We start from the raw sequence: 20,029 nt of genomic DNA on the forward strand, positions 1-20,029 counted from the left end.
TCGCCTTTAGATATGTTTCAAGATTAGCGCTTGCCATGACCCAATTCCCGGATGCCGTCAACGACCTTGGCCAGACCGGCACTCAAAGAGCCCTTGGCCAGCACAATATCGCCACAGCTCAGCTGATCCGCCAGATCCGCCAGCACATCCGCCGAGGATGCATAGGCCGTGCCGCGCTTATCATTGGGCAGCGCTGCGTGCAGATGCGCCATCAAAGGACCAATGCAATGCACTTGGTCGATTTGATCCAGGGCGGGCAGATCTGCCAGACCTGCATGCAAGGCAATCTCTTGCGGCCCCAACTCTCCCATGTCGCCCAGATAGGCGATCTTACGTCCTGACGCCTGTTGCGGAGTAGCCGCCAGCACCGCAAGTGCAGCCGCCATCGAGGTCGGATTGGCATTATAGCTGTCATCCAGGATCAGCAGATCACCGCCCGCAAGTGCGACGGTGACACGTGCCCCGCGCCCCTTGACTGGCGACCAGAGCGCCAACACCTGCGCCGCGCGCACAGGATCTGCGCCCAATGCCGCTACCGCAGCCAGAGCCCCGAGCGCGTTCATGGCAAAATGAGCCCCCAGCGACTGGATGTGCAGCTCCATCCTAGTGTCCCCACATTGCACGTCGGCAATCGTCTCTTCCCCTAGGATCCGCGTGGTCAGAAGCTTGTATTCTTCGGCAGTTTCTCCGAACCAAGTGTGGCGCACTCCATAGTTTTTGGCCGCCGCTGCCAGAACTGCTGCCTCGGCGATATCAGCGTTCAGCACAGCCACACCACCCGGCTCCAGCCCCTCCATGATGGCGGCTTTTTCGCGCGCAATGCCTGCAACATCCTCAAAAGCCTCAAGATGCACAGCAGCCACCGTGGTGACCATGGCAACATGCGGGCGCGCCTGACGCGCCAGCGGTGCGATCTCGCCGGGATGGTTCATGCCAATTTCGATCACCGCAAAGTCCGTGTCGCGCGGCATCCGCGCCAGGGTGAGCGGCACACCCCAGTGATTGTTGTAGCTGGCCACAGCGGCGTGACAACGCCCCTGATCCGCCAGCATGCAGGCCAGCATTTCCTTGGTCGAGGTTTTACCAACCGAGCCCGTCACAGCGACGACCCGCGCGCCTGTGCGGGCCCGCGCCGCCTGCCCCAATCCTTCGAGGGCGGCCTGAACATCTTCGACGACCAGCAGCGGTGCCTCCTCGCTGACCCCTTCAGGGCGGTGCGTGACCAGCGCGGCCCCCGCCCCCTGTTTCAGCGCCTGCGCCACAAAATCATGACCGTCGCGTGCAGCTTTCAGGGCCACGAACAGATCTCCGGCCTGGAGCGTGCGGGTATCAATCGAAATTCCCGAAACATGCCAGTCACCTTGGGCAGTGCCTCCAGTGGCTGTTGCAGCCTCTGCCGCAGTCCAAAGCGCGCTCATATTGCTTTTCCGTCCAAAATTGCCACCGCCATGCTGGCCTGTTCCACATCATCAAAGGGCAAGACATCTGTTCCCACGATCTGGCCGCTTTCATGACCTTTGCCGCAGATCAGCAGGGCGTCGCCTGCGCCCAGAGCGTCAACACCGCGCAGGATCGCCTCGGCGCGATCGCCAAATTCCAGCGCATCTGGGGCTCCGCTCTTGACGGCTGCCCGGATCAGTGCGGGATCTTCGGTGCGGGGATTGTCATCGGTCACGATGACCAGATCGGCGTTGTCATGCGCGGCCTGCCCCATCAACGGGCGTTTGGAGGCATCGCGGTCGCCGCCGGCCCCGACAATGGCCACCAGTCGGCCCAGCACATGCGGGCGCAGAGCCTTGATCGCGGTGGCCACCGCATCCGGCGTATGGGCATAGTCCACAAATACCGAGGCGCCATTGTCACGCCGCGCCGCGTGCTGCATGCGCCCGCGCACCGTTGTCAGATGCGGCAGGGTTTCAAACACCGCTTCGGGGTCCTCGCCACTGGCAATCACCAGCCCGCAGGCCAGTAGAACGTTTTCGGCCTGAAAGCCGCCAATCAGGTTGAGCCGGGTCTGAAACGGGCGATCATGCCAGGTGAACCGCAGATCCTGCCCGGTATCGTCATAGCGTTGCCCCGACAGGCTGATATCCCCCAGCCCGCGCCCAACGCTGAGCACCTCTTGACCCCGCGCAGCCGCCACGGCGCGCATCTCCGCGCCGCGCGGATCATTCATGTTGATCACCGCCACGCCATCCTCGGACAGCACGCGGCGAAACAGGCCCGCCTTGGCGGCAAAATAGGCCTCGAATGTTTCGTGATAATCCAGATGATCCTGAGTGAAGTTGGTAAATCCAGCCGCCGCAAGTTGCACCCCATCTAGGCGGCATTGGTCCAGTCCATGCGATGAGGCCTCCATCGCCGCATGGGTCACACCAGCAGTCGCCGCCTTGGCGAGGGCCGCGTGCAGGGTGATCGGCTCAGGGGTGGTATGGGCCAGCGGATGGCTCCAACTGCCCTCGATCCCGGTGGTGCCGAGGTTTACGGCCTCATGGCCCAACTCGCACCAGATCTGGCGCACAAAGGTCGCCACCGAGGTTTTGCCATTGGTTCCGGTCACCGCCACCATGGTCTGCGGCTGAACCCCGAACCAAAGCGCTGCCGCATAGGCCAGCGCTTGGCGCGGGTCTTCGACGATCACCAGCGCGGCATGGCTGTCAGCCAGGGGCTGCGCGGCAATCTTTGCGCCAGCGGCATCGGTTAGAATAGCTGTCGCCCCTTGGTCCAGAGCGGCCGGAATGAATTTGGCGCCGTGCACCTGACTGCCCGGGAGGGCAGCAAACAGCGTGCCTTTCGCAACCCGGCGGCTGTCGACTGACAAGCCCTCGATCACCGGGTCGGCGCCACCCCGCGCGGTCAGGCCCAGCTCGCTCAGCGGGCGGGATGGCGGGTTCATGTCGGGGTTGCTCTGCATCTGCGGCCCTCACCAGGTTTCAGGGCCCGGGATCAGGTCCCGGGTCAGTTTGAGGTGAGGGTTATACCAGTCACCTGAGCAGGTTCAACTTGTGGTCTGAGACCCAAGAGCGGCGCCAGACGGCCGACCATCTCGGCGGCCACAGGAACCGCAGTCCAACCTGCGGTCCGGCGTTCTTCACCATGCGCAATGATTGAGGGCTCATCCAGGGTCACGACCAGTACATATTTGGGATCATGCGCCGGAAACATCGAGGCAAAGGTAGCAATCACCTTGTCCTCGTAATAGCCACCACGCGGCTTTGGTTTGTCTGCGGTGCCGGTCTTGCCGCCAACCTGATAGCCGGGCACGCGGGCGAAACTGGCAGTGCCTTCGGTCACAACCTTGCGCAGCATGATGCGCGCGGCATCAGCGGCCTCAACCGACATGATGCGGCGTCCCAGCTGGGGGCCGTCCTGTTTCAGAATTGTGGGGCTCACATAGTGTCCCCCATTGGCAATGGCCGCATAGCCAGCCGCCAGATGCATCGGCGTGGTGGAAATTCCGTGGCCATATGAAATGGTCATCGCCGAAAGCTCCGACCAGTTTTTGGGCAACAGGGGCTTGCCGCCCTGGGCCTCGACGATCTCAAAAGGCGTTGCTTCCAGCATCCCCAGATCATCGAGAAAGCCGCGCTGACGTTCGGCACCGATCTGCTGCGCCAGACGTGCGGTGCCGATGTTAGAAGACTTCACAATAATCTTTGTCACCGACAACTCGTTGCCGTAATTTCGAAAATCCCGGATTGCGAATTTACCCCACCGCAGTGGGCCGCGGGTGTCGATCACCGTTTCGGGGTTCACCAGCCCCAGATCCACCGCCTGCGCGGCTGCAAAGATCTTGAAGGTGGAACCCAGTTCATAAACACCCTGAACCGCACGGTTAAACAGCGGACTGACCGATGGATCAAACCCGGTTGCAGGCGCGCGTGGCCGTTCATTGGGATCAAAATCCGGCAGCGACACCACCGAGATCACCTCGCCGGTCTTCACATCCATCAGGATTGAAGTCGCGCCCTTGGCGCCCATCAGCTTCATGCCGCCATCCAGCACCCGCTCGGCGGCAGCCTGCACCGTCAGATCCAGCGAGAGCGCCAGCGGTTTGCGGCCATTGCTCGGATCACGCAGGTAGGTATCGAACTGTTTTTCAACCCCAGCGACACCGATCACCTCGGCCGCGCTTACGCCTTCCTTACCGAAGCCGGCACCGCCCAACACATGGGCGGCTACGCTGCCATTGGGATAAAGGCGCATCTCGCGCGGGCCAAACAACAGGCCAGGATCGCCGATGTCATGCACCGCCTGTTTCTGCTCGGGGCTGATTTTCTTCTTGATCCACAGAAACTTGCGCTTGCCGGTAAAATCCGCAAGCAGACGATCCTGATCCAGATCCGGAAAGATCTCTACCAGCCCCTTGGCAGCCGCGAGTGGATCGATCAGCTGCCGTGGTTGAGCATAAAGCGAATGGGTTTCGAAATTCGTCGCCAGAATGCGGCCTTGGCGGTCGACAATATCGGCGCGCTGCATGGCGATGGCGCTGCCGGGCACGCTCGCCACCGGCTCACGTGGCTCCGAGGTGGCCATGACACCCATGCGGCCCGCAACGGCAGCATAGGCACAAAGGAAAAACACCCCCAACACCAGCAAACGCCCCTCGGCGCGCTGACGGGATTTCAGCTGCATCTCTTCGTGACGCTCGCGGATGTTTTCCTTTTCAATACTGTCGGGGTTTTCCCCCTTGGCACGGGCATCCAAAATGCGCGCCAGTGGGCGCAACGGCTTACGGATCATGGACGCACCTCCTCACCCGAGGCCGCATTCAGACCAGAAACATCTACTCCTTGGGTGATTTGCAGGGCTGGCTGCACCGGATAGGTGACCTCATCCACGCGCCCAAACTGGTCCGGGCGCAGCGGCAGCAGGCCAAGTCGTTCGAAGTTCAGCTCTGCCAGCTCGATCAGCCGATCCGGTCGGTTGAGATAGGCCCATTCGGCCCGCAACACGCTGAGCCGCACCTGTGCTGCACCGATTTCACGTTGCAGCCCGCGGGTTTCCTTCAGCACCTGCTGGGTGGCGTAGTTTTCCTGATAGGCCCAGAAGGCCAGCCCAAAAACCGCCAGAGCAGTAGCAACATACAGCAGGCTTTTCATCGACGGTCATCTTTCAGCTGCGGCATGCTGAGATCCCGTGCACCGATCGGCGTCGGCGCAGCACTGGTGCGCCGCCCCACCCGCAGGCGTGCCGACCGAGAACGCGGGTTTTCCGCCAGCTCGTCATCATCGGGGCCAACCGCCTTGCGAGTGACCAGTTCAAACTGCGCCGGGCTCTCTTCCATTTCCGGAGCATAGCGATTGGCGCGTCCAGTTTTGCCAGCCCGGTGCTGGAAGAACCGTTTGACCATACGGTCCTCGACGGAATGAAAGGTTACAACCGCCAGCAAACCACCCGGTTTCAACGCGCGCTCGGCCGCCAACAGCCCGTTGAACAGCTCTTCGTATTCGGCGTTCACCGCGATGCGCAGCGCCTGAAAGCTGCGAGTGGCGGGGTGCGATTTGCCGGGTTTTGGCCGTGGCAGGCAGCCCTCGACCAGCTTGGCAAGTTGCAATGTCGTGGTGATTGGTTCTAGCGCGCGGGCGGCAACGATGGCCTTGGCGATTCGGCGGCTGGCGCGTTCTTCACCGTAGTGAAACAGAACATCAGCCAGCTGCACCTCGGTCAGGTCTGCGACCAGATCCGCAGCCGAGGGACCGGACTGTGACATCCGCATATCCAGCGGGCCGTCCCGCATGAATGAAAAGCCCCGTTCAGCAATATCCAGCTGCATGGAGGAAACTCCAAGGTCCAGCACCACGCCATCAAGGTCCTGCGCATATTCATCCATACGCGAGAACACGCCCTCTTGCAGCACCAGACGGTCGCCGTATTCGGCGGCCCAGGGGCGGGCCAGTTCAAATGCCAACGGATCCCGATCAACGCCGATCACCTGATCCGCGCCCGCCTCAAGCAGCCCGCGGGTGTAGCCACCTGCCCCGAATGTGCCGTCCAACCAACGCCCGGATACTGGCGCCACAGCTTTCAACAGCGGGCGCAGCAGGACCGGAACATGGGGACCGGAGGAGGTGTTGCGGTCCGTTGTCATTCTTCACGCGCCTCCGGCGCCATCTAGGAACTCCAGCGGATCAAAGTCCTCTGGCAGGTCATCCATCCATTTCTCGGTCTGAGCCAGCTCTTCTTCATCGTAGGTTTCGGGCTTCCAGATCTGGAAGGTGTCGCCTGCGGCCATAAAGAAGGCTTCTTTGTCGAGGTCGATCTTATTGCGCAGCTTGGCGGGCAGCACCAGGCGGCCGGTCTCGTCTACCGTTGTCGGGAAAGACTGGCCGTGGAACATGCGCTGCAACAGTTTGCGCTGCATCGAGCCACGCGGCAATGCGTCAATCTTGGCGTCGACTTCCTCGATCGCCTCCATTGTGTAGCATTCCAGGTAATTGCGGCGGTGATCTCCGTATACGATCACCAGTTCAGGGCTTTCGCCGGACTTCCAGTTTGGATCACTCGCTTCGATCACACGACGAAAGGAGGCTGGAATCGAGACCCGCCCCTTTGCATCCACCTTATGGTGGCTTTCGCCTCTGAACCTGCGGCCCAAACTACTGTCCCTTTTTGCGCGCCTTCGGCGCATTTCAACCCCAGAAAGTAAAAGGGGCGGGCTGATCTGCTGCCACTGATCAACCCGCCTCCCTATTCCCGCTGAGCGGGGGTGTCCGACTGCGCACGCCACCTGGGGGGATGTCTGCTCGCCCGCGCGCCGGATCTCTCATTGTTCGGATGAAGTGAAGGCCTGTATGAAACCTGCTTATTATTATGAGCTTGGGGTCTTTGGCGCCCCTATGTGCTCTCCGCTGCATCCGATGAATAAGGGATACTATGGGAATTCATGGTCTGGCAACCCACCATCCGGGAATTCCGCACCACGGAGAATTCAGCCTCAGAAAAACCGTGGCGAAAAAGGGTCAAAATATGGGGTTTTTTAGCACAAATGGGAGTGACGCAATATTTAGACACAATATCTAGGGTGCAAAAAAAACGCATTTTTTACTCCCAGAAGGCAGGAAAAGACCTATGCAGAGGGAAGACTTCACGCCCTAGATAGACATGTTCCGCCTATGTTCCAAGGGCATCCTGTGAATAACTTTGTGGATAAGTGGATTTTCGCTCAAACAGACCAAGCGATTCGCTGGTATTTGCCCGCCGGGCCCGCCGCGCGCACCCTCTGAAACGAGCTGGATGCGGGAAAACGCGCCCCGCGCCCAACCCGCATCCCATAATTTCCCATGGATCCCATAAATTCCCGTGCGACCCATGATTTCCCTAAAGGTGCCCCATCCCCGGGACGTTCCGACCAAGTAAAAGCCCAGTCATGTCCCGTAGCATCCCGACACACGCGATAAATACGCGCCAACAGCAAACTCTAGTCTCTTGTGAAGCAGTACCCAATGGCGCCTCAGGCCATTCCGCCTGCCACCAGCCCCTTGGCAATCTGCCCATAGGCTTCGGCAATAGGGCTATCCCCCAGCGCCACCGGGGTGCCGGCGTCTCCGGCCAGTCTGGTCTCCAGATCAATTGGCAGTGCGCCCAACAGAGGTAGCCCCAGGCTTTGCGCTTCGATCGCAACGCCGCCATTACCAAAGATATGATGTTCGCCACCGCAATCAGGGCAAGTGAAAAAGGACATGTTCTCGATCAGGCCCAGAACGGGGGTCTTGAGCGTGTTGAACATGTCGAGCGCCTTGCGCGCATCAATAAGGGCTACATCCTGCGGTGTGCTGACAACGATGGCGCCGCTCAGCTCTGCCTTGGTGCACAGCGTCAGCTGCACATCCCCGGTGCCCGGCGGCAGATCAACGATCAGCACGTCCAGCTCTCCCCAGTTCACCTGACCCAGCATCTGCTGCAAAGCCCCCATCAGCATTGGCCCGCGCCAGACGACGGCCTTGTTTTCGTCAACCATCAGGCCAATCGACATCACGGTTACACCATGCGCCCGCAAAGGTTCGATCACTTTACCATCCGGGCTGCTTGGACGCCCCGAGACCCCCATCATGCGCGGCTGGCTCGGCCCATATATATCAGCGTCGAGCAATCCGACCCTGCGCCCCTGTCGCGCCAGTGCCACTGCGAGGTTGGCGCTGACAGTCGATTTCCCGACGCCCCCCTTCCCCGAGGCCACCGCCAGAATCCGCGCCACGCCAGACGGTTTGATCGGCCCGGCCTGCGCCTTTGGGTGCCCCCCGATCTTGAGGCCGGGCATCTCTCCGGGCACTTTTCCGGGCATAGCCCCCTTGCCCGATCCGCCAGCAGCTGCGGGACCGTGGGCCGTCAACGCGACTGCAACAGAGGCAACACCCTCCAGCGCCAGAACTGTAGCCTCGGCCGCACGGCGCAGCGGCTCCATCTGCTGGGCAATCGCGGGACTAGGTGCTTCAATCACGAAACTTACCTTGCCCTCTTCTGCGGAACCTTCTGCACGCGACGCCACCGCATCCTGCGCAGAGGGCTTTATTGTCAGTGCGCGGATCATGTCCCGTGCAATCAGATCACCACCATCTGGCAACACCAATCGCGCCAATGCAGCACGAACCTGCTCCTGAGTTACCATCATCACCAGCGTTCCTTTTGCTGCAAAATACCCCAAAGCCTGAGGCGCCAGAGGGCTGCGTATTACTGTGCATTTTCTTTGCAGGCCACCATCTGCTGTCAGGGCAGGTTCCGCAAGGGCATCCACTCAAGACCCTAATTGGACTTGCTCAACCTCTGTGCGAAAAAGACAATTTTGCCCAAAAAACAGCTTGTTTCCATACGACTAACAAAGGACCCATGCAAATGCTGCATAGCAGAAATGCTCAGTTGGGGGATTGTGCAGTCGCAGCATTCACCTATTTTGTTCTCAAGCAACGCCGATACCGGCACAACATTATTCACCAGTTCTGAGGATCCATCCGATGGCCGCTGTAAATCAAATCTCAACCCACAAGGCTGTATTCTCCGGAAACGCCCTGAGCTGGATCGAAGAGCTGCGCGTGAAGTTCGCCAACTACCGTCTCTATCGCCAGACGGTGAATGAGTTGAACGAACTGACAATGCGCGAACTGGCCGATCTGGGTCTGAATCGCTCGATGATCAAACGCGTCGCCTATCAGGCGGCTTACGAAAACAACTAATAGAGATCAGGTCCTTTCTCCTCCTCCCTAAGGACCTGTCCTACGCGGTGACATCCTCCTCCTCCCTGATGTCACCGCACCCTATTTACGGCTTCTAGCCGGACCCGAATACACCTAGGCCTCTCCTCCTCCCTAAAGGCCTTGGTGTTGTCATGAACGGCGGTGCCCCTCCTCCTCCCTGGGCGCCGCCGTTTTTTGTTTTTTTGCGCCCTTGCTGTCAGATTTCAGGAGGCGTGGCCTCAGGAGGCAGGTTGGTCAATCGCCGCACCACCACAAATGAGGCGCCAAAGATCAGGCGCCAAAGCCCCCCCTTTTCTCCCAACCGGTACAAATTTATGCGCGCCAATGATCTGGCCGCCTCTCTGACGCCACCCCATGTTCTGGCGGACGTTCCGGGCAGTCCAATTCATGAGGGTTAAACCTCCTGAAAGCCCGAGAATCCACAAAAGGGTCCGCCTGTGCTGCAGGAATCACCCCCGCCGCTCCGGACTGGTTTTCCAACAAAATCGGGCAACGGAATGCAGAACCAAGAGATAAAAAGGGGGGGGGCTGCAGCGGATCGCAAATGCTATCCGATCCTTTCGCGCTTCCAACGCAAAGCTCACTTGGAATGGATTCGGAAATAGAGCCAGGAAATCACATTAGACCAAATGCAAGACTGGGCGCTCAACAGGTCTTAAAGCACAACCTCGCATTTGCCCCAGCTCCCACTTGCATCACTCCGAGAGGCGCAGCCAAGCGCCTATCAAAACGGAACGTCTTCATTGGCGGATACGAACCGGGCAACCACCTTCTTTTGCCCGGCCTTCTCGAAATCAATCTCCAGCTTATCACCCTCGATACCGAGAATGATGCCGTATCCAAACTTCTGGTGAAACACCCGCTCCCCCAAGGTGAAGCTGGAAACAGCTGCAAGATCAATCACCTGACTGCGTGCCTCTTTAGGCTGTGACATGCCACGCTGGCCGGCGCGTGCCTGCATGCGCTTCCAGCCGGGGGAATTGTAGCCATCCGCCTGCGCAACTTTCGCATCAATGGTTGAGCGCACCGGCTCTGCCGCGCTGGCAGCCGCCCCGTAGCCGCCGCCATAAAGTCCCGGAGGTGTCAGCACCTCCACGTGCTCTTCCGGCAGCTCGTCCACAAAACGAGAGGGCAGTTGCGATTGCCACTGGCCAAAAACACGGCGGTTGCCGGCAAAGGTAATCGTACAAATCTCTTCAGCCCGGGTGATGCCAACATAGGCCAGCCGACGCTCTTCTTCGAGGCCCTTGAGACCGCTTTCATCCATCGAGCGCTGCGAGGGGAACAACCCATCCTCCCAGCCGGGCAAAAACACCGCCGGAAACTCCAGCCCCTTGGCCGCATGCAGCGTCATGATCGAGACCTTCTGGTCCGAATCCTGTTTGTCATTGTCCATGACCAGGCTGACATGCTCCAAAAACCCTTGTAGGTTCTCGAAATTTTCCAGCGCCTTAACCAGTTCCTTCAGGTTTTCAAGCCGCCCTGGGCTGTCGGGATTTTTATCCGCCTGCCACATGCCGGTATAACCGCTTTCATCCAGCACGATTTCCGCCAGCTCCATATGAGAGATATCCGCGTCTCCGGTCATCCGCCCCCAACGGGCCAGATCCTCGACCAGACGGCGCAGCGCGGCACCACCTTTGCCCTTGATCGCCCCCGACTCAACAGCTAGGCGTGCGCCTTCCAGCAGGGACACCCCGTTTTCACGGGCAAAACCCTGAATGGTCTGGCGCGCCTTGTCGCCAAGGCCTCGTTTGGGCGTATTCACAATTCTCTCAAAGGCCAGATCATCATCCGCCGAGGTCACCATACGAAAATACCCCATGGCATCGCGTATTTCGAGCCGCTCATAAAAGCGCGGCCCACCAATCACCCGATAGGGCAGACCGATGGTGAGAAAGCGATCCTCGAAGGCGCGCATCTGATGCGAGGCGCGTACCAGAATCGCCATGTCATTCAGCTCAATCGGGCGCTGGCCACGGGTGCCACGCTGTGTCGCCTCGATCTCTTCGCCGATCCAGCGCGCCTCTTCTTCGCCATCCCAATGACCAATCAAGCGGACCTTTTCGCCGCCCTTCTCAGCCGTCCACAGTTCCTTGCCCAGGCGGCCGGAATTGCCGCTGATCACCCCAGAGGCGGCCGCAAGGATATGCTCGGTCGAGCGATAATTCTGCTCCAGCCGCACCACATGCGCGCCGGGGAAATCCTTTTCAAACCGCAGGATATTGCCAACCTCGGCCCCGCGCCAGCCATAGATCGACTGATCATCATCGCCAACGCAACAGATGTTTTTATGCCCGCCTGCCAGCAGCCGTAGCCACATGTATTGCGCGATATTGGTATCTTGGTATTCGTCGACCATGATGTAGCGGAACCAGCGTTGATACTGCGCCAGAATATCGCTGTGGGTCTGGAATATCGTCACCACATGCAGCAGCAGATCGCCAAAATCGACGGCATTGAGCTCCAACAGGCGCCGCTGATATTGAGCATAGAGCTCTGGCCCGCGATGATTGTAAGCGCCTGCATCTGAGGCAGGCAGTTTTTCCGGCGTCAGTGCCCGGTTCTTCCAGTCATCAATGATGCCGGCCAGCATGCGCGGCGGCCAGCGTTTTTCATCAATACCAGAGGCGCGGATCAACTGTTTGAGCAGACGTATCTGATCATCGGTGTCGAGAATGGTAAAGTTCGATTTCAGATGCAATGTGTTGCGCCGACGTGGTGTTGCCGATGCGCCCGAATTCTCATAAGGATTCGGGTTCTCCGAGTTTACGATCTCTTCGACAACCGCGTCCGAATTCGGCGCCGCCTCGCCACAGATCAGTTCGGCATGACGCCGCAGCAGTTTGACACAAACCGAATGAAACGTGCCCAGCCAAGGCATGCCCTCGGCAGGCTGTCCTAGCATGACGCCGACCCGCTCTTTCATCTCGCGCGCGGCCTTGTTGGTGAAGGTGACCGCCAGAATCTCATTGGTGCGCGCCGAGCCGGTGTTCAACAGATGCACGATCCGCGCTGTCAGCGCCTTGGTCTTGCCGGTTCCTGCCCCCGCCAGCATCAAAACGGGTCCCTGCAAACACTCCACCGCAGCGCGTTGCGCCGGGTTCAGCCCATCGAGATAGGGGGTGGGACGGGCCGCCATGGCCCGCGACGACAGGGAGGCGCCCTCAAAGGCGTCCATTTCATCATAACTGCTCATACCACAACACTAGCGTGATTCAGCCCCATAGAAAAGAGGGCGTTCGCATTCTGTTCGCAAGTTAAGTCATCGCAAAACTGCCTTCAATTCTATGCGAATATACGCCCTTATAAGATGCATTTTCCTTGTCTGTTTCAATTTGGAAACCAGATCTAAAGTAGTTTCCGGTCTAACTGGCGACGCATATTTACCCTGGGTGACCCATGAAGACCGAGCAAAAGCAAACCATTCAAAGCAAGCTGAGAAGCTTTACCCTCCTGGTGCTGCTGGCTGCCATGGCTGCAGGTTCGGTCTGGGCCATCATTGCGGTGCCCGAACCTGTTGTCGACCGCATGCTCGAAGCCGACATCAGACGCGAAGCGGAACTGTGGAAGCGCCGCGTGGTCCTGCATATGGAAAACCCGCAACAGGCCTTTGACAGCGGTGCCATCGACACAGCCGACGCCAAGTATCTAAATCTGATGCCAGAGGCCTCGGACGTGTACCGCTTTCGTCTGTTCACAAGTGACGGCATGATCTTCTGGTCTACCCGCCCGGATGAAATCGGCGATTATGAAAGCCGCAGCTATTTTGACACCGTGGTGGCGCAGGGCGAAATCTACTATATGCACGAAAGCCTAGATGCCTCTGAGATCGACGGCATCGTCATGCATGTTGCAAATACCCAGTCCGGCAATCGGCGCGAGGTTGCGGAAATCTATGTCCCGCTGATGCACAATGGCCAATTTGACGGCGCAATTGAATTTTTCACCGATATCACAGACCGCCGCGAGACTTTCATAATGCGGGCACGCTTTTCTCTTATCGTGCTGACTGCAATCGCGATGGTCGCGCTGTCTTTTGCGGTCTCCATGACCTTCAGTGCAAACCGTCTGCGCCTGCGGCAGATGAAAGACCGCAATCAAAGCGAGCGCGCCATTTTGGACGAACAGCTGCGTCTGGCCCGTGAAGTACAGCTCCTGGGAGAGCTTAACGAATGGCTGCAATCCAGCCGCTCGCTAGATGAGCTGTTTGATATGGTCGCGCGGTTCATGACCCATATCCTGCCGCATGCAGAGGGCAGTGTTTATGTCTACTCCAACTCGCGTGACGTACTGGACGGCTGCGCCAGCTGGAACGGCGGCAGCCACAAGGATCACATCCATCCCGAAGAATGCTGGGGGCTGCGGCGCGGGCGCACCTATGAATACGGCTCCTCCGAGATCGAATTTGTCTGCGAACACGCGGAGCCTCACGATGGGCGTGCCTATTATTGCTTTCCGATTTTGGCCCATGGCGAAACCGTTGGCCTGATGCATCTGCGTGCCTTTGACAAACACTGCGAGGAATTCAAAGCCAACAGGAAGCTGGCACAGATGTGCGCTGAACAGATATCGATGGCGATTGCAAATGTGCGGATGCGCGACCAGTTGCATGACCAATCCGTGCGCGACCCGTTGACCGGGCTGTTCAACCGCCGCCACATGACTGAGTCTTTGCGCAAATTCATCAATGCCAGTCAGAACCATGGCAGCAACCTCAGCATCATTGCGGTCGATGTCGATCATTTCAAGAAGTTCAATGACAACCATGGTCATGACGCCGGCGATATGGTTCTGCGCGCCGTGGGCTCGGTCCTGGAACAGGCCTGCGAGGGGGATGATGTCGCCTGCCGCCCCGGTGGCGAAGAGTTCACGCTGATCGTACCTGGTGCCAGCCAGGAAGATGTCATCACCAAGGCCGAAATGCTGCGTCAGGCGGTCGAGGCCGTGGTGGTACGGTACGGCGAAAAGGCACTGCCACGGATCACCATCTCGCTGGGGGTGGCGCATTACCCAGCCCATGGCACCATGCCACAGGATCTGCTGCGTTCTTCAGATGACGCGCTCTATGACGCCAAAGCCAAGGGCCGCAACCAAGTCTGCATCGCCTCTGGCGCGGAACCTGAGCCGCGCAATCCCAACGCAAGGCCGGAGCAAACTGGCCCCGAGAGCCCATCCGAAAGCCCCGCGAAAAGCCCTTCGGAGCCGGACGACTCCCGCGCGGCCTAGGTCAGCATTGCAGCTCCGCTCTTGCCAATTGGTTCCGGCCCCGTATCAATGCGGGGATGGATCTGCATCAACACTACCCTGCCCTGTCTGACCTGCGCCGACGCGCCCAGTCCCGTCTGCCAAAATTCGTCTGGGAATATCTCGACAGCGGCACCGGGACCGAGGCCACCAAGCGGCGCAATCGCACCGCGCTTGACCAGATCGGCCTGATGCCTTCGATCCTGCATGGCCCCCTTGAGGTGGACCTGTCGACCAGCTTGCTGGGGCGTCGCCTACCGCTGCCCTTTGGCATCGCGCCTCTGGGCATGTCCGGCCTGATCTGGCCCGACGCCGAAGGCCACCTAGCCCGCTTTGGTGCGGCTACCGGCATTCCCTATGCGCTGTCGACCGTTGCCAGCCAATCCCCCGAAGATCTGGCACCGCATTTGGGGACCGAGGCCTGGTTCCAGCTCTACCCGCCAAAAGACGAAGACATCCGCCACGACATGCTGGAGCGCGCCCGCGCCTCCGGGTTCTCCACACTGGTGCTGACCGTGGATGTGCCTGTCGCCTCGCGCCGCGAACGCCAAACACGCTCTGGCCTCACTCAGCCGCCGCGCCTGACCCCGCGCCTGCTGGCACAGGTGGCGCGCCGTCCGGCCTGGGCCCTGGGCATGGCACGACAGCACCGTCATGAGGGCGGCATGCCGCATATGCGCACGCTGGACAAATACATCACCGAGCAAAGTCAAAGCCTGTCCTCGACGGCCCATATCGGCTACCTGCTGCGCACCTCGCCCGATTGGGACTACGTGAAATGGCTGCGTGACAATTGGCAGGGAGCTTTTGTGATCAAGGGCGTGATGCGGGCCGAAGATGCCGCCCCGCTGGAGGCTCTTGGCGTTGACGCACTTTGGGTGTCAAACCATGCGGGACGGCAATTTGACGCCGCCCCTGCCTCTATTGAGGTGCTGCCAGAACTGCGCGCGGCAACTGACCTGCCGCTGATTTTTGACAGTGGCATCGAAGGCGGGCTGGACATGCTGCGTGCCCTGGCGCTGGGGGCCGATTTCATCATGCTGGGGCGCGCCTTCCATTTTGCACTTGCAGCATTAGGCACCCCCGGACTCCAGCATCTGCACGACATCTTGGCAAAAGATCTGGAGGCCAACATGGGGCAGTTGGGACTGCGGTCTCTCTCAGAAGTGAAGACTTTGCAAATTCGCAACTTAGCGTTACAATTTTAGCCGCAAACCGTAAGCAGCTGAAACATGTAGCAAAGCCTGCGAGCCATTTCCACGCTTGATCCGCAGATTGCGGCACGGCACGCGTGTTGTAGATACGTCAATAGTGATGACTGAAGATTCGCCAAAAGCCGAGTTGCCTAAAAATTAGGCGGATTGCAAGCAAATCACCACTCCAATTCAGGCTGCAATGCTGCGACTGCACAAAAACTGACGGAAAATGGGCGCATGAGAGCGCAATCATGCCGCAGATACCCAAAACTACGAGTATACCAGCGGTTAAGATACACCTAACACTTCGCCAAACACAGCCCACCCCGGAGGAGCCACGATGACCGACTTCAAGAAAATCCTGATTGCAAACAGGGGGGAAATCGCGATCCGTGTGATGCGGGCTGCGAATGAAATGGGCAAACGCACGGTTGCCGTCTACGCCGAAGAAGACAAGCTTGGCCTGCACCGTTTCAAAGCGGATGAAGCCTACCGCATCGGCGAGGGCATGGGCCCGGTTGCCGCTTATCTAAGCATTGATGAAATCATTCGTGTCGCCAAAGAATGCGGCGCGGACGCGATCCATCCAGGCTACGGCCTCTTGTCGGAAAACCCCGATTTTGTCGACGCCTGTGCGCGCAACGGCATTACTTTCATCGGCCCCAAGGCCGAAACCATGCGCGCCCTGGGCGACAAGGCAAGCGCACGCCGCGTCGCGGTCGAAGCCGGTGTGCCGGTCATTCCCGCCACCGAAGTGCTTGGCAGTGACATGGCCGCGATCAAGGCCGAGGCCTCAGAAGTTGGCTATCCGCTGATGCTGAAAGCCTCCTGGGGCGGCGGCGGTCGCGGCATGCGGCCGATCTATTCCGAAGAGGAAGTCGAAGAAAAAGTCCTGGAAGGGCGACGCGAGGCTGAAGCCGCCTTTGGCAATGGCGAAGGTTATCTGGAAAAGATGATCACCCGCGCGCGTCACGTCGAAGTGCAGATCCTTGGCGACAAACACGGCGAGATCTACCACCTGTTTGAGCGCGATTGCTCGGTTCAGCGCCGCAACCAAAAAGTGGTGGAACGTGCGCCCGCGCCTTATCTGTCTGAAGAGCAGCGCGCCGAGATCTGCGATCTGGGTCGCAAGATCTGCCAGCACGTGAACTATGAATGCGCCGGCACCGTCGAATTCCTGATGGATATGGAGACCGAGAAGTTCTACTTCATCGAGGTCAACCCACGGGTACAGGTGGAACACACCGTCACCGAAGAAGTCACCGGCATCGACATCGTGCAGGCGCAGATCCTGATCGCCGAAGGCAAGACCATTGCCGAGGCCACAGGCAAGGCCAGCCAGGATGAAATCCGCCTCAATGGTCACGCGCTGCAGACCCGGGTCACAACCGAAGATCCGCTGAACAACTTTATCCCTGACTATGGTCGCATCACCGCTTATCGGTCGGCCACTGGCATGGGCATCCGTCTGGATGGCGGCACGGCTTACGCCGGCGGCGTGATCACCCGTTATTACGACAGCCTGCTGACCAAGGTGACCGCCTGGGCCCCGACCCCGGAAAAGGCCATCGCCCGGATGGACCGTGCCCTGCGCGAATTCCGCGTGCGCGGTGTCAGCACCAATATCGCCTTTGTCGAGAACCTGCTGAAGCATCCGACCTTTCTCGACAACAGCTACACCACCACATTCATCGACAACACGCCCGCGCTGTTTCAGTTCGCCAAACGTCAGGACCGTGGTACCAAGGTTCTGACCTATCTCGCTGACATCAGCGTCAACGGTCACCCCGAGACCGAAGGCCGTGCCGCCCCTGCCGCCGATCTGAAAGAGCCACGTGCACCACATGTGGAGCCGGGCCAGACGCCCTATGGCACCCGCAACCTGCTGGAACAAAAAGGCGCGCAGGCTGTTGCCGACTGGATGAAGGCGCAGCGCCAATTGCTGCTCACTGATACAACCATGCGCGATGGTCACCAATCGCTGCTGGCGACCCGCATGCGCAGCCACGACATGATCAAAGTCGCCCCTGCTTATGCGCAAAACCTCAGCCAGCTGTTCTCGGTAGAATGCTGGGGCGGTGCGACCTTTGATGTGGCCTATCGCTTCTTGCAGGAATGCCCCTGGCAGCGCCTACGCGATCTGCGCGAGGCGATGCCCAATGTGATGACCCAGATGCTGCTGCGCGCCTCCAATGGTGTAGGCTACACCAACTACCCCGACAACGTAGTACAGGAGTTTGTACGGCAAGCGGCCGTCACCGGCGTTGATGTGTTCCGGGTGTTTGACAGCCTCAACTGGGTGGAAAACATGCGCGTCGCCATGGATGCGGTGGTCGAGAGCGGCAAGCTCTGCGAAGGTACCATCTGTTACACCGGCGATATTCTGGATCCAAACCGTGCCAAATATGACCTTAAATACTATATTGGCATGGCCAAGGAGCTGGAAGCCGCAGGCGCGCATATCCTAGGCCTGAAAGACATGGCCGGCCTGCTGAAACCCGCCGCTGCTCGTCAGCTGGTCAAGGCCCTGAAAGAAGAGGTTGGCTTACCGGTCCACTTCCATACCCATGACACCTCTGGCATCGCGGGCGCCACGATTCTGGCGGCCGCAGACGCTGGCGTTGACGCCGTAGATGTCGCCATGGATGCGTTTTCCGGGGGCACCTCGCAGCCCTGCTTTGGCTCCATCGTCGAAGGGCTGCGCAACACCGACCGCGACACTGGCCTCGACATCGCCAAGATCCGCGAAATCAGCGACTACTGGGAACAGGTGCGCGCGCAATATGCCGCCTTTGAAAGCGGCCTGCAGGCCCCGGCCTCCGAGGTCTATCTGCACGAAATGCCAGGTGGCCAGTTCACCAACCTCAAGGCACAGGCGCGCTCCCTGGGTCTGGAGGAACGCTGGCACGAGGTCGCGCAGACCTATGCCGATGTGAACCAGATGTTTGGCGATATCGTCAAGGTGACGCCGTCGTCAAAGGTTGTGGGTGACATGGCGCTGATGATGGTTAGCCAGAACCTGACCCGCGACGAAGTGGAAGACCCTGAGACCGACGTCTCCTTCCCGGATTCTGTTGTCGATATGATGCGCGGCAACCTCGGCCAGCCTCCCGGTGGTTTCCCGGATAGCATCGTCGCCAAGGTGTTGAAGGGCGAAGCCCCGAACCTGACACGTCCCGGTGCGCATCTTGCCCCCGTTGATCTGGATGAGACCCGCGCCGAACTGAGCCAGATGCTGGAAGGCAAATCCGTGGATGACGAAGATCTCAACGGCTACCTTATGTATCCAAAAGTCTTTCTCGACTACATGGGCCGTCACCGCCAATATGGTCCGGTGCGCACCCTGCCGACCCGCGCCTTCTTTTATGGCATGGAGCCCGGCGAAGAGATCACCGCCGAAATCGATCCCGGCAAGACTCTGGAGATCCGCCTGCAGGCCCTGGGTGAGACAGATGAGACCGGCGAGGTCAAAGTCTTCTTTGAACTCAACGGGCAGCCCCGCGTCATTCGCGTGCCAAACCGTCTGGTCAAAGCCAGCACCGAAAGCCGCCCCAAAGCCGAAGCCGGCAATCCGGACCATATTGGTGCGCCAATGCCGGGTGTTGTGGCCTCCGTTGCGGTGCATGTTGGCCAAGAAGTGCACGAGGGCGACATGCTGTTGACCATCGAGGCGATGAAGATGGAAACCGGCCTGCACGCCGAACGCAGCGCGACCGTCAAGGCCCTGCATGTGGCGGCTGGCACACAGATCGATGCCAAGGATCTGCTCATCGAATTCGAATAACGCTTTCAGCCGCAGATCTAAACGACATCAACCGGGTGCCCTGAGGCGCCCGGTTTTTCTTTTGCCAATCGTTCTCAGGAGTGTTGATAAAAAGACCAATCTAGGAATGCAGGCCAAGCTGCATTTCGCCGCTCGACGCCCCTGAAACCAACCATGGCGCAAGATCATGATTCCACTCAGACCTCTGGCCGTGTTCAGTTCTCTGGCCGTGTTCAGGCGCCGACTGTTTCGATATGTGCCGCACGCGGACATCGTCCGGGGCACGCCAAATGCTGACCTGCTGGTGTTCGCGACTCTGCGCGACAGTGCCTGCAATGATCAATATCACAAGCGCCCCGATCCGCATATTTTCCATGCGCTTCATTGCAGCACCCTCCTGTGGCTGGATATCTTTGTCTATACAAACGCAGCAACTCGGGCCTTCCGTCGCTGGCTTTGCATTTTTTCCATCCCCGGCAACATTTTCCTCTTGCAGCTTCAGGCGGGAATGCATATCTCGACCTCACCAAATGCAGCGCGGGCGTAGCTCAGGGGTAGAGCATAACCTTGCCAAGGTTAGGGTCGGGCGTTCGAATCGCCTCGCCCGCTCCATTTGGACTTGAAAAGGCCAT

The 20,029-nt window shown here is 59.3% G+C and carries 13 protein-coding genes and 1 tRNA gene; 5 read left to right on the forward strand and 9 right to left on the reverse strand.

Going from position 1 to position 20,029, the window contains the following annotated elements:
• Positions 1-23 precede the first annotated feature (23 nt).
• From murF to PH5382_RS01780, 7 genes are all read right to left on the reverse strand, one after another.
• Entirely contained in the window at positions 24-1,418 is a 1,395-nt protein-coding gene (gene murF, locus PH5382_RS01750) for a UDP-N-acetylmuramoyl-tripeptide--D-alanyl-D-alanine ligase (RefSeq protein WP_058332606.1), read from the reverse strand.
• Positions 1,415-2,914, reverse strand: a complete 1,500-nt coding sequence (locus PH5382_RS01755) for a UDP-N-acetylmuramoyl-L-alanyl-D-glutamate--2,6-diaminopimelate ligase (RefSeq protein WP_231751768.1) — start codon at positions 2,912-2,914, stop codon at positions 1,415-1,417. Before PH5382_RS01755 ends, murF begins: the two co-directional genes overlap by 4 nt.
• A gap of 44 nt (positions 2,915-2,958) precedes the next feature.
• A complete protein-coding gene (locus PH5382_RS01760; protein WP_058332607.1) occupies positions 2,959-4,743 on the reverse strand; it encodes a peptidoglycan D,D-transpeptidase FtsI family protein in 1,785 nt (594 codons plus the stop codon).
• Positions 4,740-5,102 carry a cell division protein FtsL gene (locus PH5382_RS01765; protein WP_058332608.1) on the reverse strand — a complete coding sequence of 121 codons (363 nt, stop codon included), beginning with the start codon at positions 5,100-5,102 and terminating at the stop codon, positions 4,740-4,742. The genes PH5382_RS01760 and PH5382_RS01765 overlap by 4 nt, the downstream gene beginning before the upstream one ends.
• On the reverse strand, positions 5,099-6,091 hold the full coding sequence (gene rsmH, locus PH5382_RS01770) for a 16S rRNA (cytosine(1402)-N(4))-methyltransferase RsmH (RefSeq protein WP_058332609.1): 993 nt from the start codon (positions 6,089-6,091) through the stop codon (positions 5,099-5,101). The genes PH5382_RS01765 and rsmH overlap by 4 nt, the downstream gene beginning before the upstream one ends.
• Before the next feature lie 3 nt (positions 6,092-6,094).
• Positions 6,095-6,562 carry a division/cell wall cluster transcriptional repressor MraZ gene (mraZ, locus tag PH5382_RS01775; protein ID WP_058332610.1) on the reverse strand — a complete coding sequence of 156 codons (468 nt, stop codon included), beginning with the start codon at positions 6,560-6,562 and terminating at the stop codon, positions 6,095-6,097.
• A gap of 891 nt (positions 6,563-7,453) precedes the next feature.
• Positions 7,454-8,611, reverse strand: coding sequence for an Mrp/NBP35 family ATP-binding protein (locus PH5382_RS01780; RefSeq protein ID WP_058332676.1), 1,158 nt, complete (start codon positions 8,609-8,611; stop codon positions 7,454-7,456).
• A 340-nt stretch (positions 8,612-8,951) separates the two neighbouring features.
• On the opposite strand from PH5382_RS01780, the gene PH5382_RS01785 reads away from it, so the two are divergent.
• Positions 8,952-9,170, forward strand: coding sequence for a DUF1127 domain-containing protein (locus tag PH5382_RS01785; RefSeq protein ID WP_058332611.1), 219 nt, complete (start codon positions 8,952-8,954; stop codon positions 9,168-9,170).
• Positions 9,171-9,915: 745 nt separating this feature from the next.
• Here PH5382_RS01785 and PH5382_RS01790 read toward each other — a convergent pair.
• Positions 9,916-12,390 carry an ATP-dependent helicase gene (locus tag PH5382_RS01790; RefSeq protein WP_058332612.1) on the reverse strand — a complete coding sequence of 825 codons (2,475 nt, stop codon included), beginning with the start codon at positions 12,388-12,390 and terminating at the stop codon, positions 9,916-9,918.
• 203 nt (positions 12,391-12,593) lie between these two features.
• On the opposite strand from PH5382_RS01790, the gene PH5382_RS01795 reads away from it, so the two are divergent.
• The 3 genes from PH5382_RS01795 (at position 12,594) to PH5382_RS01805 (ending at position 19,418) form a co-directional block, all read left to right on the forward strand.
• Entirely contained in the window at positions 12,594-14,420 is a 1,827-nt protein-coding gene (locus PH5382_RS01795) for a sensor domain-containing diguanylate cyclase (RefSeq protein WP_082645531.1), read from the forward strand.
• 56 nt (positions 14,421-14,476) lie between these two features.
• Positions 14,477-15,646 (forward strand): alpha-hydroxy acid oxidase, encoded by a 1,170-nt coding sequence (locus tag PH5382_RS01800; protein ID WP_058332613.1) that lies wholly within the window; start codon positions 14,477-14,479, stop codon positions 15,644-15,646.
• A 328-nt stretch (positions 15,647-15,974) separates the two neighbouring features.
• On the forward strand, positions 15,975-19,418 hold the full coding sequence (locus PH5382_RS01805; protein ID WP_058332614.1) for a pyruvate carboxylase: 3,444 nt from the start codon (positions 15,975-15,977) through the stop codon (positions 19,416-19,418).
• Positions 19,419-19,518: 100 nt separating this feature from the next.
• Here the strand turns inward: PH5382_RS01805 and PH5382_RS19670 are convergent, their stop codons facing one another.
• The gene (locus PH5382_RS19670) at positions 19,519-19,782 is read right to left on the reverse strand and encodes a hypothetical protein (RefSeq protein ID WP_197409976.1); all 264 of its coding nucleotides are present in this window, start codon (positions 19,780-19,782) and stop codon (positions 19,519-19,521) included.
• A gap of 152 nt (positions 19,783-19,934) precedes the next feature.
• Between PH5382_RS19670 and PH5382_RS01815 the strand changes: the two genes are divergently transcribed.
• A tRNA-Gly gene (locus tag PH5382_RS01815) sits at positions 19,935-20,009 on the forward strand.
• Positions 20,010-20,029 lie beyond the last annotated feature (20 nt).

The sequence above is a fragment of the Phaeobacter sp. CECT 5382 genome (assembly GCF_001457775.1).
GTDB lineage: Bacteria > Pseudomonadota > Alphaproteobacteria > Rhodobacterales > Rhodobacteraceae > Pseudophaeobacter.